The organism is Shimia sagamensis, assembly GCF_900182745.1.
In the GTDB taxonomy this organism is placed as follows: Bacteria; Pseudomonadota; Alphaproteobacteria; order Rhodobacterales; family Rhodobacteraceae; genus Shimia; species Shimia sagamensis.
The window spans coordinates 309,524-324,029 of sequence record NZ_FXTY01000005.1 but is presented as its reverse complement, the minus strand read 5'-3'; the positions used below and the strand labels follow the sequence as shown (position 1 = coordinate 324,029).

Below are 14,506 nucleotides of genomic sequence, written 5' to 3'. Positions count from 1 at the left end.
GCGATGACTGCGGCGATGCGTCCAAATATCTCGGCCTGTCCGGCCTGTGATGCCGCTCCAGCCGCGGAGGCTCTTGCGGAGCAGGCTATTCAAGAAGACGCGCGCATCGCCTTATCGGTGCCCACAGTTCATTGCGCTGCGTGTATCTCAACCGTTGAGGCGGCTTTGGCGGCGCATCCCGGTGTGCATTCTGCGCGGGTGAATCTGACGTTGAAGCGCGCATCAGTAGAGGCGGGGGCTGAGGTCACGGCCGAGGATTTGGCCGCGGTTCTGGATAAGGTGGGTTATGAGGCGCATGAGCTCGACGCTGGTACATTGAGTGCCACGCAAAACGACAAGGCCGGCCGTGACCTGTTGATGCGTTTGGCTGTCGCGGGTTTTGCCTCAATGAATGTGATGCTACTGTCGGTGTCGGTATGGTCCGGGGCAGAGGCCGCCACGCGGGACATGTTCCATTGGATTTCTGCCGCCATTGCGCTGCCAACCATCGCGTTTTCGGGCAAACCATTCTTCGTGCATGCCTGGAGCGCGTTGAAGCATAAACGGCTCAACATGGACGTGCCGATTGTGCTGGCGATTGTTCTAGCGGTGGCAACCTCGCTTTGGGAGACAACTCTGTCTGGCGAGCACGCCTATTTTGACGCAGCGTTGACCTTGGTGTTCTTTTTGTTGGCGGGGCGCTATCTGGATCACCGCACGCGGGCTGTGGCACGGTCGGCGGCAGAAGAACTTGCGGCGCTGGAAGTCCCACGTGCAGTGCGTGTTGTGGACGGGCAGGACGAAGCTGTTGCGGTGAAAGAACTGGCCGTTGGTGACCTCATCCGGGTGAAGCCAGGAGGCCGGATGCCGGTGGATGGTGAGATTGTTGAGGGATGCTCGGAGCTGGATCGTTCTCTTCTGACAGGGGAAACGTTACCGGTTTTTGCTGAGCCGGGCCAAGTGGTGAGTGCGGGCGAAGTGAACTTGACCGGGCCGCTTGTGGTTCGCGCAAGTGCGGTTGGCGAGCAAACCAGCCTGCATCGGATGGCTGATTTGGTGGCTGTGGCGGAATCTGGACGGTCAAACTATACATCGCTGGCCGATAAGGCTGCAAAGCTCTATGCGCCGGGAGTGCATATCCTGTCTGCGCTGAGCTTTCTTGGCTGGTATCTGTTTACCTTTGACATGCGAACCGCTCTCAATATTGCTGCGGCGGTGCTGATTATCACCTGTCCATGTGCGTTAGGTCTGGCCGTGCCGGCGGTGACCACAGCGGCGTCGGGACGGTTGTTCCGCAAAGGCATGTTGATCAAGCACAGCACAGCGCTGGAGCGATTGGCGGAGGTCGATACGGTTGTGTTTGACAAGACCGGTACGCTGACTGCTGGCGCCCCGGAACTGACCAATCTGAAGGATTTTGAAGAACACGACCTGTCCGTTGCACTGGCTCTGGCTATGGCGTCAGCGCATCCACTGAGTGTGGCCATTACCAAGGCCGCGCAGGCAGCAGACATTCGTCCGGCACGCGTAAGCGATATTGAAGAGGTGCCGGGTTATGGCACGCAAGGCAAAATCGCTGACCAATTGGTGCGGCTAGGGCGACCAACTTGGGTTGGCGCGACTGCCGGCAATCAGACCTCTGCATTTCTGAGCATTGGAGATCACGCGCCACGTGGGTTCTTGTTTGCGGACGCCCTTCGAGATGGTGCGGAGAGCAGTGTGAAGGCGCTGCAGGTCGCGGGCAAAGAAGTGATTTTGATGTCCGGGGACACCACTGGCGCTGTTGAAAACCTTGCCGACCGGCTAGGAATTGCCAAATGGGTGGCTGAAGCGCTACCGGAGGACAAAGCCAAGCGGGTTCAGATTTTGGCTGAGGAAGGCCGTCACGTGCTGATGGTGGGGGATGGTTTGAATGACACAGCTGCTTTGGCGTCTGCGCATGTCTCCATGTCTCCAGCGTCCGCTTTAGACGCGGCCCGTGTGGCGTCTGACATTGTTTTGCTGGGCGGTGACCTTTCACCGATTCCCGAGGCTGTTGATACCGCCAAGAGCGCAATCAAACGTATCCGGGAAAACTTTCGAATTGCGACGGTTTACAACATAATTGCCGTGCCTTTGGCTGTGGCCGGTTTGGCAACGCCGTTGATTGCTGCGTTGGCGATGTCCACGTCTTCGATTACAGTGTCTCTAAACGCTCTGCGCTTGAGAGGATGACATGCAAATTCTGTCTTATCTGATTCCCATCTCCTTATTCTTAGGGGGGATTGGCTTGGTGGCGTTCATCTACACAGTTCGGTCAGACCAATATGATGATCCGGAAGGGGATGCGCAGCGTATTCTGTCTGGGCAGTATGACGACAAACCCAAGATGTGAGCACCGCTCATCCTGTTTCAAATGAAAAGATCGTCGCAGGGTGCTGCGACGGTCTTTTCATTGTGTGAATTTGGTACCAGCTTATCCGGGCCCAAGTGTGTAGCAGGTGACCTGACGAGCCTGAAGCCGGCGGCAGGCGAGATCTGCGGTTTCTTTGCTCATACCCAGAAAATTGGCTTCAAAGCCGCGGGAATTCTTCACAACTTTGCGCAGGCTGCCGTCCAAGGTGGCCATTTCGGCAAGAGCCGTCTTGAGGAGCATCTTTTCTGCCGCGAAGCGGCTGTTGTAGCGCCCTACATTGATGCCCCAATGGCGACCACCGGCCGTGGAAATCCGGGTCACGACCTTAGGCTGTGGAGGTGGTGTGGGTTCTTCTTTCAGGCTCACAAGCGTCACACCGGTGTTGTCTTGCGCCTGCAATAGTGCGGATTGAATGTCGTGCTCGATGACCGTGGCCGCAGCCACAACAGAGTCTTCAGACATGGCTGCTGCGGCGACAACCGAAGGCTGCGCTTCGCCAGCAGTGGTTGGACGTAACACCGGGCGCAGGGACTTTTTGACTGCGGTGGCCACACGGATGGTTTTGCCAACCGGCGCTGTTTTCCCCTGATAGGCAGGCAGTCCGGGCTTGCGCATTGCAACTCTGTTGGCGGAGCGGTTGAATCCAAGATCGAGAAGTTCCGCCACTTTGGCGTTTCGAGTTGCCGTGGAACGGCCACCAAACACAGTGGCAATCACACGTTTGTTGCCACGTTCGGCAGATGCCACGAGATTGAAACCTGCCGCGCGGGTGTAGCCGGTTTTGATACCGTCGGCACCCTTGTAGGCGGCCAGCAAGCGGCGGTTGGTGTTGTTGACGGTCTTGATGCCCGCGCTGGTGGAACGGCGGGAGAAGAGGTTGTAGTAGTCCGGATAATCATAAAGCACGTGGCGCCCCAGAGTGGTCATGTCTCGTGCTGTGGACATGTGGCCGCTTTGGGTCAAACCATGCATGTTTTTGAACGTGGTGTTGGACATACCAAGCGCTTTTGCTGTGCGGTTCATGCGACGGGCAAAGGCAGCCTCGGACCCTTCGATGGCCTCACCAATGGCGGTGGCGGCATCGTTTGCGGATTTCACCGCTGCCGCACGGATGAGATAGCGCAGCGCAATCCGTTGCCCTGCCTGCAAGCCAAGCTTGGAAGGCGGTTCGGCCGCCGCATTTTTGGAAATCTTCACCTTTGTGTCCAGGCTGATCTCGCCATTCTCCACCGCTTCCATGGCAATGTAGAGGGTCATCATCTTGGTCAATGACGCAGGGTGTAGCCGCGTATCGGCGTTACGGCTGTGCAGGACTTTTCCGTCCCGCGCATCAATTACCATTGCTGCATAAGGCGCCGCAAAGGACACCACTGGGGTCAACAGGGCACAGAATGCCAGTGTTGCCAAAAATAGCCCGAAACGGGCCGGCTGAATGCGCCGCACCTTCATGTGAACTGCTCTTTTTTCTGCCTCAGGCCGCCGATTTTCCGGTCTGACCAATTATTATTACAGCGAGCGTAACACAGGGATGGAAACGAATAAAGCTTGTGTTTCCGGCGTTTTGTGAGGGTATGTTCAGGTGGGGGCGTAGATGTTGTGGCTGGCAGGGGCTGCGCCGCTAGACCTGCCTTTGGGCGGGCTTAACCAACGTCTTCAACCAGTGGCAAAACTTCAGACAGTGACGAAAGCGCCACAAATCGAGGGTTATTATTTGGGGCTTCTGCCTGCTCTAGAGCCCAGGCAGGGCCATTGGGAACATGTGCGGCCCAGCTGCCAACGGACAAGGACGGCACAATGTCGGACTTCATTGAGTCGCCCACCATAAGGGCGCGGTCCGGGCCATCCGCGTAACTGTTGAAGGCCCGCATATAAGTGTCGGATGTTTTGTGGCTCACGATCTCGACCCACTCAAACAATTCTCCCAAACCAGATTGAGCAACCTTGCGTTCTTGGTCGAGCAGATCTCCCTTTGTGATGAGGAGAAGTCGGTGGGTTTTGGAAAGAGTTTCAACAACTTCTTTGGCATGTGGGAGCAGTTCAATTGGGTGTTGCAACATCTCTCGGCCGCAGGCCATCAACTCAGAAATCACTGACGCCGGGACCCGTTCTTCGGTGACTTCGATGGCCGTTTCGATCATCGATAGCACAAACCCCTTGGTGCCAAAGCCGTAGTGGCCAACGTTCCGCCGTTCCGCGGCCAATAGGCGCTTTTCGAGGTGGGCGGGCTCCGTGAAGTCCGATAGAAGCTCCGCAAATTTGGCTTGGGTCAGGCGGAAAAACCGTTCGGTGTGCCACAGCGTATCATCTGCATCAAAGGCGACAGTTGTGAGGGTCTTGGTCATGAAAAAGGTCCGATTGTTCCTGACCTCTTTTCTATGACCAACTTCAGGCTATATAAACACCAAACCATGAACCGGATTCTTGTGAATATGCCATTGCAGACGATGAACATGAGCATGGGTGATGATGACGGCGGCGATCTGGGGATCGCGCTAGAGACTCGCACCCGCACCAAAAAGCCGCCGCTTTACAAGGTGATGCTGCTCAATGACGACTACACACCGATGGAGTTTGTGGTGCTTGTGTTGGAGCGGTTCTTCTCGATGACCCATGCGCAAGCGTTTGAGATCATGCTGACGGTTCACAAAAAAGGCGTGGCGGTTGTTGGTGTGTTCAGTCACGAAATTGCAGAAACCAAGGTCACTCAGGTGATGGATTTGGCGCAACGCCATCAACATCCCTTGCAGTGTACGATGGAGAAGGAGTGACCGGGGTTGCCCGGTTCACCGCATAAAATGTCCCATTCCCGATTGTCATTGGCCGTAGACGACTACGGCCTGTTGTTGCCGTCTGAAGGACGGATTGCTGTGTTCGGCCCGCGAGTTGGCTTTGACATGAGCGCATTGCCGCGCGCGCGGGTGCATGTAGTGCAGCATCTGAAGCCTGATTTTGATGCCTTCTCTAGCGCCGGCTATGACGCTGACGTTGCTGAAGAGGGTCGCTACGCGGCCGCCGTTGTGGTGCTGCCGCGTGCCAAGGCATTGGCAAGGGACTTGATTGCGCGGGCTGCTAAGTGTGCAGACCTTGTCATTGTGGATGGGCAGAAAACCGACGGCATTGATGGACTTTACAAAGAGTGCCGAAAACGAGCCGATGTTTTGGGCAGTTTTGCCAAATCTCATGGGCGCCTGTTTTGGTTTGAGGGCGGTGCATTTGATGACTGGCGGGCTGGAGCGCCAAGCAAAGTTGAAGGCCGATTTGTAACGCGTCCAGGAGTGTTTAGTGCCGATGGTATCGATCCGGCGTCCAAAATGCTGGTTGAGGCGTTGCCACCAAAGCTCGGACGGGTTGTTGCAGATCTTGGGGCAGGGTGGGGCTACCTTTCTTGTGAGATGGCAGCGCGTCAGGCTTTTGATGTACTGCATTTGGTCGAGGCCGATCATGCGGCGCTGGAATGTGCCAAGGAAAACCTGACCGATCCGCGTGCACAATTTCATTGGGCGGATGCCACCAACTTCAAGCCGGGCCACCGTGTGGACACGGTTGTGATGAATCCGCCGTTTCACACCGGCCGGAAGGCGGAGCCTGCTTTAGGCGAGAGTTTTATTCGAGCGGCAGCAAAGATGTTGGCTCCTTCTGGGCATCTTTGGATGGTTGCCAACCGGCACCTCCCTTATGAGGCCACGCTTCAGGATGCGTTCCAAGCGGTCGAGGCCGTTGCCGGGGACACGCGTTTTAAGGTATTGCATGCACAGCGCCCGACGCGGACCAGAGGGTGACACAGAGCTGGTGTAGGCTCACGGACAGTGTGATGGGGATCGTAGATGTCTTTTAATATCGCGGGTAAAACCGCCATTATCACCGGCTCTGCCAACGGCATCGGCCTGGCTGTGGGGCGGCATTTTGCCGATCATGGCGCCAATGTCATGTTTGCGGATGTGGATGAAAAGAGCCTGTGCGCTGAATTTGGAGAGCGCCCTGAAGAGGGCAATGTGCGGTATTTCGCTGGCGACCTGCGTGAAAAGCTCACGATCAACAACCTGATCTCCGCCACGATTGATGCCTTCGATGATATTGACATTTTGATCAATGGCTGTCGGCAAGTGGCCACCAGCGATCCATTAGATCCAGATGACACCTCTGTGGACTTGATGATCCAACAAAACCTAATGACCTCACTGCGGTTGAGCCAAATCGTGGCCAAACGCATGATTAAGCAGTCCGAGGGACGCGATGAAGGCTCCGCAGGGGCAATTGTGAATCTCAGTTCGATTGCGGCGCAGCGGTCTCAACCAGATTTGCTGGGGTATTCGATTGCTACGGCCGCGTTGGACCAAATGACACGCGCCATGGCTGTGGCGTTGGCGCCGGAGCGTATACGGGTGAATGCGGTGGCCATTGGCTCTGTTATGTCGGCAAGTCTGCAAAATGCGCTGAAAGACAACCGCGATTGCCGCAATGAAATTGAGCAGCATACGCCGTTAGGGCGGATTGCAGCCCCGGGTGAGGTAGCCGATGCCGTTCAGTTTTTAGCGTCTGAGGCGGCAGGCTTTATGACAGGGCAGATTGTGACCGTTGATGGCGGTCGCTCGCTTTTGGACACAGTGAGCACGCCCGCGCATTAATTTACGCGAGGGTCTGCTGCTGGCGTCTGTTCCTTGCCAATGGTAGGCAGTGCGGAGCAAAGCAGAGGGGCGGAAATGTCGGATCAGATGGACACCGAAAAGCAGCAGGCTAGTGCGTGGTTCCGGGAATTGCGGGATCAGATTGTGGCCGCCTTTGAAGGTTTGGAAAACAGCCATTCGGAAGGTCCTTTTTCTGACCAAGCGGCTGGCCGGTTTGAAATCACGGAAACCAAGCGCAGTAGCGTCGACGGGTCAGACGCCGGGGGCGGTTTGATGTCGGTGATGCGTGGCGGACGTGTTTTTGAAAAAGTCGGCGTGAATGTCTCTACGGTTTATGGCGAGCTGGGCGAACGGGCACAAAATGCGATGGCGGCGCGCAAAGGCCTACCAGGTATGAAAGACGACCCGCGGTTTTGGGCGAGCGGCATCAGTCTTGTGGCGCATATGCAGAACCCACATTGCCCGGCTGTTCACATGAACACCCGCATGTTTTGGACGCCACATGGGTGGTGGTTTGGTGGAGGCTCTGACCTCAACCCATGTCTCGAATATGATGCGGACACCGCCCATTTTCACGGTGTGCAAAAAGCGCATTGTGACGCTCATGGGGAAGATCGCTACCCGCGCTTAAAAGCCTGGGCGGACGAGTATTTCTATATCCCTCACCGTAATCGCGCACGTGGTGTTGGGGGCATCTTTTTAGATGATCACAACACCGGCGATTGGGCGGAGGATTTTGACTTTATTCAGGATATTGGCAAAGCCTTTCTGCCAGCCTTTGTGCCGTTGGTTGAGAAACGTCGGGTTGATACCTTTGGTGAGTCTGAGAAGGACGCACAGCTGGTGCATCGCGGCCTCTACGCGGAATACAACCTTGTGTATGATCGAGGCACCAAGTTTGGTCTGGAAACCGGCCACGACGCCAATGCGGTGTTGATGAGCCTGCCTCCAATGGCAAAATGGGTGTGACTTCCCGGGGGTTAGCTGTTCTGCGCTTTGCGGACTTTGCTGCACAGTAGAGCGTGGACAGCTTCAACTTCGGTCAGGTCACCGCGCAGGGCGGTTATTTCTGAACCGCCGGATTTCAGGCGGATGCGCAGGGCGGCTTTACCGGACGCCATATCAGTGCGTCGCACATAGATACTGGTGATATCCCGGAGCGGCAGTTTGCGGGCGCCTTTTTGTTGATCGCGCCGGTTCAACGCGGCGAGCACAATGGTGCGAGATTTGGCATCAAAATGGATTTCGGCGCGGTGGCCTTTCATGGCGAACCGATATGCGGCCATGCCGATCAGCGCAAAGGCGATGGATAGCAAAGATTTGGACATCATCGGGTTGCCAACAAAATTGGCGTCCGGGAAGCTCCATTGTACCAATGAGCTGAGTACAAACACCACGCCAATGAAGCGTAACAGCGTCTCTTTTATTGAAGAGTGACGAAACTCACCATCGGTTTCGCGAACGCAATAACCGGCGTTTGAAAGCCGAGGCTGTAAAGTGTCCCAATGGTAATCGTCGATAGTGCCCAGTTGTCCCAATGCGTGCATGGCTTGGTCCTCTGATCCTTGTTGATAGGATCAGAGTCGCTTTAAAACATGGCCAAAACATGCAGAGATTGGCACAGTTAAGCGGAAATTAACCGTAAGTCGTTGTTAGCTACGCCAGTCGAAGAATCCCGGACCGCCACGCTCCAGCAGATATTTTGCCATGCTTTCACCCAGGGCTGCGCCGTCTTCAATTGGGGCCGTTTGATCGTCACGCAGGCTTTCAGAACCGTCCGGACGCAGCACTTCGCCACGCAGGCGGAGGGTGCTGCCGTTGAGTTCAGCGAGGCCAGCGATTGGGGTTTCGCAAGAGCCGTCCAGGGCAGCGAGAAAGGCGCGCTCGGCATTCAAGCGTTGGCCGGTGGGGCCGTCGTGAATGGCTTCGAGCAATGCAGCGGTGGTCATGTCATCTGCGCGGCGTTCGATGCCGATGGCGCCTTGAGCTACGGCGGGGAGCATGTCTTCGGGCGCGATGGCCGAAGAGGCCACATGCGACATGTTGAGGCGGTTGAGGCCAGCCAGGGCGAGGAAGGTGCAATCTGCAACCTTGTCTTCAAGCTTTTTCAGGCGGGTTTGCACGTTGCCGCGGAACTCTACCACGTTGAGATCTTTGCGATAATTCAACAGCTGCGCACGGCGGCGCAGGCTGGAAGTACCCACGGTGGCACCCTCTGGCAGGTCGGCCAAGGTAGCATGCTGCGGTGAGACAAAGGCGTCCCGCGTGTCTTCGCGTGGGAGGTAGGTGTCGAGCAACAGACCTTCGGGCTGCAGCACAGGCATGTCTTTCATTGAATGCACCGCAATGTCGATGCCGCCGACCAGCATGGCCTCTTCAATTTCCTTTGTGAACAGGCCTTTACCGCCAACCTCTTTGAGAGGTTTGTCTTTGGCAATCAGCTGTGCATTATCGCCGGATGTGGTGATCACCACGATTTCGAAAGCTTCTTCCGGCAAGTCAAACGCGGCCATCAAGCGACGGCGGGTTTCAAACGCTTGCGCAAGCGCCAGCGGGGAGCCACGGGTGCCGATTTTCAGCGGGGAGGCGGGGGTTGGCAAAGTCACTGTCATGGCGACGGTCTAATCCTGAGTGGCGGGTCTGGCAAGCGTCCTAAGGGTTGACAACCGATGGTGCGCGCGAGACCTAGCGTAGAGAAGCCTCGCCAAATTTGGCAGGGCGGGTGAGTTGGGTTGAAAAGGCACGGAAAGTCGCATGGCTTCCTTGACTCAAATCAACGAGCGGCGAATTGGGCAGGACTAAGAGGGACGCATGACACAGACCAAGAAAATTCTGCGGGCTTTGGCCGGCGAGACACTCGACACCCCTCCCATCTGGATGATGCGCCAGGCTGGCCGCTATCTGCCGGAATATCGCGCAACACGCGGCGAGGCAGGTGACTTCCTGTCCTTGTGCTACAACAGCGCGTTGGCGGCGGAAGTGACCCTGCAACCCATTCGGCGGTATGGCTTTGACGCCGCGATCCTATTTGCCGATATTTTGCTTTTGCCACAGGCACTTGGCGCGGATTTGTGGTTTGTCACCGGCGAAGGGCCACGACTGTCGACCATCGAAAATCAGGCGGATTTTGACAAGCTGAAGCCTGTCTCGGAGATCCACGAAACGCTCAACCCGGTGTATGAAACCGTACGGATTTTGAGCCGGGAACTGCCTGAAGAAACAACACTTATTGGTTTTGCCGGCATGCCGTGGACTGTCGCGACCTATATGGTGGCCGGACGCGGGACACCGGATCAGGGACCAGCGCACAAGCTGAAAGATGAGAACCCTGAAGTCTTTGACCAGATCATTGATATTCTGACCGAAGGCACCGTGGAATATCTGTCCAAACAGATCGAGGCCGGGGCTGAAGTTGTGAAGCTGTTTGACAGCTGGGCAGGCTCGCTGAAAGGCGCGGATTTCGATCGCTATGCTGTTGAACCGGCAAAGAAAATCATCGCCGCCTTGAAAGAGCGCCACCCGGATACACCCATCATCGCCTTTCCGCGCGGTGCGGGTGAGCGCTATGTTGGATTTGCAGAAGAAACTGGGGCCGACTGTGTGGCGTTGGATGATGGTGTGACACCGGACTGGGCGGCGGCGAATGTGCAGACCTCGGGCTGTGTGCAGGGGAATCTTAAGTCTTCCCATATGGTTACTGGTGGTCAGGACTTGGTCGATGAGACCCGCAAGATTGTCGAAGCACTTGGCAAAGGACCACATATCTTCAATTTGGGCCATGGAATCACACCGGATGCCGATCCGGAAAATGTGCAGCTGATGATTGATACGGTGCGTGGCAATTAACCATCGATTCTGACGTCGGTATCACGTCTGTATAACGACTGTTTTGCGGAGGTGCGCCATTGGCGCGCCTCCGTTGCGTTAAGCGACCGCGCGTTGCGGGTTATTTGAGTTCCGTCAGGATGTCGTCGGTGTGTTCGCCGCGTTTGGGGGCAGGTTTGATCGCTTCGACTCGCCCGTCAAAGCGTGGGGCGGGGGCCGCTTGCAGATTGCCGTCGGTGTGATGCCAGACGTGGCGGGCCGACATATGCGGTGCGCGTGCGCTTTCTTCAGGGGAAAGTACCACGGCAACGCAGGCGTCGGAGCCCGCAAACAGGTCGTCCCAGTGCAAGCGCGGTTCACGTAGGAAGATGTCGGTTAGGCGGGCGGTGAGTTTTGGCCACAATGCACGGTCGTGTTGTTTGGCAAACTCGGAATCGTCCGCGAGGCCAAGTTTGTCGAGGAGTGCCGCGTAGAACTGAGGTTCGAGCGCCTGAACGGAAACATATCCGCCATCTGCGCAAACATAGCTGCGCGACCAATGTGGACCATCCAGCAGGCTGTGGCCGCGCTCCATCGAGAGGCCTCCCGCTTGGCGCAGAGCCATCAACAGCGTCATCATATGGGCGGAGCCGTCGACAATGGCTGCATCAACCACGGTGCCTTGACCGGTACGTTGGGCGTTGAGGATGCCGGAGAGAATGCCGATCACCAAATAGAGCGCGCCGCCGCCGATATCGCCAACCAAAGTGGCGGGGGTGATCGGCGGGGAACCGGGCTCTGATGCGTACCAGAGCGCGCCGGATTGGGCGATGTAGTTGAGATCGTGGCCTGCTGTATCCGCACGGGGGCCGGTTTGGCCCCAGCCGGTCATGCGGCCATAGACAAGGCGCGAGTTGGTTGCGTGGCACTTTGTGGGGCCAAGGCCGAGACGTTCCATAACGCCCGGGCGGAAGCCTTCGATGAGGGCGTCGGCGGTTGCGATGAGCTTTTTGGCTGTTGCGAGATCATCGGGGTCTTTCAGGTCAAGCGCGATGGACCGTTTGCCGCGATCGAGCACGGATTGGTCTGCGGTGATGCCGCCACCGCCGCCTTTGCGATGGATGGTGATCACGTCTGCACCAAGGTCAGCCAGATGCATGGCGGCAAAAGGTCCGGGGCCGAGGCCTTCGATTTCGATGATGCGGATGCCTTGTAGCATAGAGAAGTCCTTCGCGAGGGGCGGGCGCGGCCCGGACCTGCGGTCCGAGCTGTAAGTTTAAAGGCCGTTTAGGCCGCCGCCGACGGTGAGCACCTGGGCAGAGACATAATTGCTTTCGGGGCAACACATCAGATAGACGCCGTCAGCCGCTTCTTCAGGTGTGCCGGGGCGGCCTAAAGGCACCATGGCGGCAAAACCTCCAGCCACTTTGGTTGGGATGCCAATGCCGACAGTGTTGCCGTCCACAGTGATGGATTTCTTGTCATCTGTGGCTTCGGTCAGGCGGGTTTCGATATAGCCAAAGGCGACGCAGTTCACGTTGACCTTGTAGCGGCCCCATTCTTTGGCCAGCGATTTGGTCAATCCCAGCACGGCGGATTTGGCGGAGGAGTAGTTGGCTTGGCCGACGTTGCCCCCGGTGCCCGCAATCGACGAGATGTTCACCACCTTGCGGAAGACCTCGCGGCCTTCCTCAGCCTCCTGTTTGGCGTGGCCTTTGATGAAGCCAGACGCGGCGCGCAGAATTTGGAACGGGGCTTTGACGTGCACGTCCATCATGGCGTCGAACTGGTCATCGGTCATGTGGCCGATCAGGCTGTCCCACGTATAGCCCGCGTTGTTGACGATGATGTCGATGGCATTCCATTTTGTCACGCCTGCGCCAATGAAGCGTTCAGCAAAGCCGGCCTCAGTCACGGAGCCAACCACGGCGATGGCATTGCCGCCCGCAGTGGTGATTTCAGCGACCACAGCTTGTGCTGGAGCCTCTTCGAGGTCGTTCAGGACGATGTTGGCGCCTTCAGCGGCGAGTTTCAGGGCGACGGCGCGGCCAATGCCATTGCCTGCGCCGGTGATGTAGGCGGTTTTTCCGGTGAGTTTCATGGGGGTGTCCTCAGTCGATGTCCAGCGAGCGGGCGATCACTTCTTTCATGATCTCGTTGGTGCCGCCGTAGATCTTTTGCACGCGGGCGTCGGTGTAGAGTTCCGAAATGGGATATTCGGACATGTAGCCGTAGCCGCCGTGTAATTGCAGGCACTCATCGACAATCTCACATTGGGTTTGCGTGCCCCACCATTTCACCATGGCGGCTTTTTCGGCGGTGAGTTGCCCGGCTTCGAGTTCGGTCAGGCAGGTGTCACAGAAAGAGGCCAGGAGTTCGATTTTGGTGGCGGCTTCGGCCAGTTTGAAGCGGGTGTTTTGGAAATCCATCACCCGTTTGCCAAAGGCTTTGCGCTCTTTCACATAGGCCAGCGTGTGCTCGAGTGCGCATTGGGAGGCACCAAGCGCCATATAACCGAGGATCAGGCGTTCCCAAGGGAGTTGCTTCATGAGCTGGATGAAACCTTGGCCTTCCTCGGTGCCGATCAGGTTGGTGAGGGGCACGCGCACGTCAGTGAAAGACATCTCTGCGGTGTCGTTGCGCTTCATGCCCATTTTCTTGAGGCAGCGGCCCACGGCAAAGCCTTCGAGGTTTTCGGTTTCGACCACGATCAGCGAGACGCCGCGGCCTTTGGCAGAAGGGTCGGTTTTGGCGACCAGTACAATCAGGTCGGCGGAACCGCCGTTGGTGATGAAGGTTTTGGAGCCGTTGATAAGGTATTCGTTGCCGTCGCGGATGGCGGTGGTTTTCACAGCCTGCAGGTCGGACCCAGTGCCGGGTTCGGTCATGGCGATGGCCGCGACTTTGTCGCCAGACGCGAGGCCCGGTAGCCAGCGGGCCTTTTGCTCGTCGGTGCCAAAGGCGGTGATGTAATGTGCGGCGATGTTGTGCACAGACACGCCCCAACCGCTGTCGCCCGCCTTGGTTTGCTCAAGGAAGGTCACCGCATCAAAGTGGCGCGACAGGCCGAGGCCACCGTGTTCTTCGGGGAAGGTGGCGCCGAGGATGCCAAGCTCTCCGGCCTTTTTCCAAAGCGATTTGGGGATGACACCGGCCTCGGTCCAGGTGTCTTTGTTGGGGGTGACCTCTTCGTCAAAGAAACGTTTTACGGTGTCGGCAAAGGCGATGTGGTCGTCGTTCATCCACATGTGGTTGGGCATGGGGTCTTCCTATTGAGGGGTTTAGGGCGTGCCGCAGATTTTGGCTTCGCCGCGCAGGGTTTGGGTGCCGTCGTCGATATGGGCGGCGAGTTTCACGGTGAGCAGGACGCGGCCGTGCTCTTCGTGGCGGTCCACAACGGTGCCGGAGCAGGTGATGGTGGCGCCAACCGGGGTGATCGCTGTGAAGCGGGTTGAGAGCGCGCGCATGCGGTCTTGGCCGGCCCAGTCGGTGGCGAGGCGGCCGAGTTGCGCCATGGACAACATGCCATGGGCGAAGACGTCGTCCATGCCGGCGTTTTGGGCAAAATCCAGATCGATGTGAATTGGGTTGTGATCGCCGGAGGCCCCGGCGTAGAGCGCCAGAGTGGTGCGCGAAATAGGTCCAAAGGTCAGTTCGGGCAGGGTGTCGCCGACTTGGGCAGTGGTTGGTATGATTGTCATGA

General features: G+C 57.4%; 15 protein-coding genes. 7 read left to right on the top strand and 8 right to left on the bottom strand.

Going from position 1 to position 14,506, the window contains the following annotated elements; translation table 11 throughout:
* Positions 1-3: 3 nt before the first annotated feature.
* Both QOL67_RS14720 and ccoS read left to right on the top strand, forming a co-directional pair.
* On the top strand, positions 4-2,193 hold the full coding sequence (locus QOL67_RS14720; protein WP_283426728.1) for a heavy metal translocating P-type ATPase: 2,190 nt from the start codon (positions 4-6) through the stop codon (positions 2,191-2,193).
* A gap of 1 nt (position 2,194) precedes the next feature.
* A complete protein-coding gene (gene ccoS, locus QOL67_RS14715) occupies positions 2,195-2,353 on the top strand; it encodes a cbb3-type cytochrome oxidase assembly protein CcoS (RefSeq protein ID WP_283426727.1) in 159 nt (52 codons plus the stop codon).
* An 81-nt stretch (positions 2,354-2,434) separates the two neighbouring features.
* Here ccoS and QOL67_RS14710 read toward each other — a convergent pair whose 3' ends face one another.
* Both QOL67_RS14710 and QOL67_RS14705 read right to left on the bottom strand, forming a co-directional pair.
* Positions 2,435-3,823, bottom strand: a complete 1,389-nt coding sequence (locus QOL67_RS14710) for a D-alanyl-D-alanine carboxypeptidase family protein (RefSeq protein ID WP_283426726.1) — start codon at positions 3,821-3,823, stop codon at positions 2,435-2,437.
* A gap of 191 nt (positions 3,824-4,014) precedes the next feature.
* Positions 4,015-4,716 (bottom strand): HAD family hydrolase, encoded by a 702-nt coding sequence (locus tag QOL67_RS14705; protein WP_283426725.1) that lies wholly within the window; start codon positions 4,714-4,716, stop codon positions 4,015-4,017.
* Positions 4,717-4,782: 66 nt separating this feature from the next.
* Between QOL67_RS14705 and clpS the strand changes: the two genes are divergently transcribed.
* The 4 genes from clpS (at position 4,783) to hemF (ending at position 7,968) form a co-directional block, all read left to right on the top strand.
* The gene (gene clpS, locus QOL67_RS14700; RefSeq protein WP_430458956.1) at positions 4,783-5,142 is read left to right on the top strand and encodes an ATP-dependent Clp protease adapter ClpS; all 360 of its coding nucleotides are present in this window, start codon (positions 4,783-4,785) and stop codon (positions 5,140-5,142) included.
* 27 nt (positions 5,143-5,169) lie between these two features.
* Positions 5,170-6,153 carry a class I SAM-dependent methyltransferase gene (locus QOL67_RS14695; RefSeq protein ID WP_283426724.1) on the top strand — a complete coding sequence of 328 codons (984 nt, stop codon included), beginning with the start codon at positions 5,170-5,172 and terminating at the stop codon, positions 6,151-6,153.
* A gap of 45 nt (positions 6,154-6,198) precedes the next feature.
* Positions 6,199-6,999: an SDR family NAD(P)-dependent oxidoreductase gene (locus QOL67_RS14690; RefSeq protein WP_283426723.1), complete on the top strand. Its 801-nt coding sequence runs from the start codon at positions 6,199-6,201 to the stop codon at positions 6,997-6,999.
* A gap of 75 nt (positions 7,000-7,074) precedes the next feature.
* Complete coding sequence (hemF, locus tag QOL67_RS14685) at positions 7,075-7,968, top strand: oxygen-dependent coproporphyrinogen oxidase (protein ID WP_283426722.1); 894 nt, start codon at positions 7,075-7,077, stop codon at positions 7,966-7,968.
* Between the two features lie 11 nt (positions 7,969-7,979).
* Here the strand turns inward: hemF and QOL67_RS14680 are convergent, their stop codons facing one another.
* Together QOL67_RS14680 and hemC are read right to left on the bottom strand one after the other, a co-directional pair.
* Positions 7,980-8,546 (bottom strand): hypothetical protein, encoded by a 567-nt coding sequence (locus tag QOL67_RS14680; protein ID WP_283426721.1) that lies wholly within the window; start codon positions 8,544-8,546, stop codon positions 7,980-7,982.
* A 105-nt stretch (positions 8,547-8,651) separates the two neighbouring features.
* Positions 8,652-9,611 carry a hydroxymethylbilane synthase gene (gene hemC, locus QOL67_RS14675; RefSeq protein ID WP_283426720.1) on the bottom strand — a complete coding sequence of 320 codons (960 nt, stop codon included), beginning with the start codon at positions 9,609-9,611 and terminating at the stop codon, positions 8,652-8,654.
* A gap of 199 nt (positions 9,612-9,810) precedes the next feature.
* Here hemC and hemE point away from each other — a divergent pair, with 199 nt between their 5' ends.
* Positions 9,811-10,845 carry a uroporphyrinogen decarboxylase gene (hemE, locus tag QOL67_RS14670; protein ID WP_283426719.1) on the top strand — a complete coding sequence of 345 codons (1,035 nt, stop codon included), beginning with the start codon at positions 9,811-9,813 and terminating at the stop codon, positions 10,843-10,845.
* A 100-nt stretch (positions 10,846-10,945) separates the two neighbouring features.
* Here hemE and QOL67_RS14665 read toward each other — a convergent pair whose 3' ends face one another.
* Genes QOL67_RS14665 through QOL67_RS14650 form a run of 4 tightly spaced genes read right to left on the bottom strand, consistent with a single transcriptional unit; the run spans position 10,946 to position 14,504 of the window.
* Positions 10,946-12,022: a CaiB/BaiF CoA transferase family protein gene (locus QOL67_RS14665; protein WP_283426718.1), complete on the bottom strand. Its 1,077-nt coding sequence runs from the start codon at positions 12,020-12,022 to the stop codon at positions 10,946-10,948.
* A 57-nt stretch (positions 12,023-12,079) separates the two neighbouring features.
* On the bottom strand, positions 12,080-12,904 hold the full coding sequence (locus QOL67_RS14660) for an SDR family NAD(P)-dependent oxidoreductase (RefSeq protein ID WP_283426717.1): 825 nt from the start codon (positions 12,902-12,904) through the stop codon (positions 12,080-12,082).
* Between the two features lie 10 nt (positions 12,905-12,914).
* Complete coding sequence (locus tag QOL67_RS14655) at positions 12,915-14,063, bottom strand: acyl-CoA dehydrogenase family protein (protein ID WP_283426716.1); 1,149 nt, start codon at positions 14,061-14,063, stop codon at positions 12,915-12,917.
* Positions 14,064-14,084: 21 nt separating this feature from the next.
* Positions 14,085-14,504: a MaoC family dehydratase gene (locus tag QOL67_RS14650; protein WP_283426715.1), complete on the bottom strand. Its 420-nt coding sequence runs from the start codon at positions 14,502-14,504 to the stop codon at positions 14,085-14,087.
* Positions 14,505-14,506: the final 2 nt, after the last annotated feature.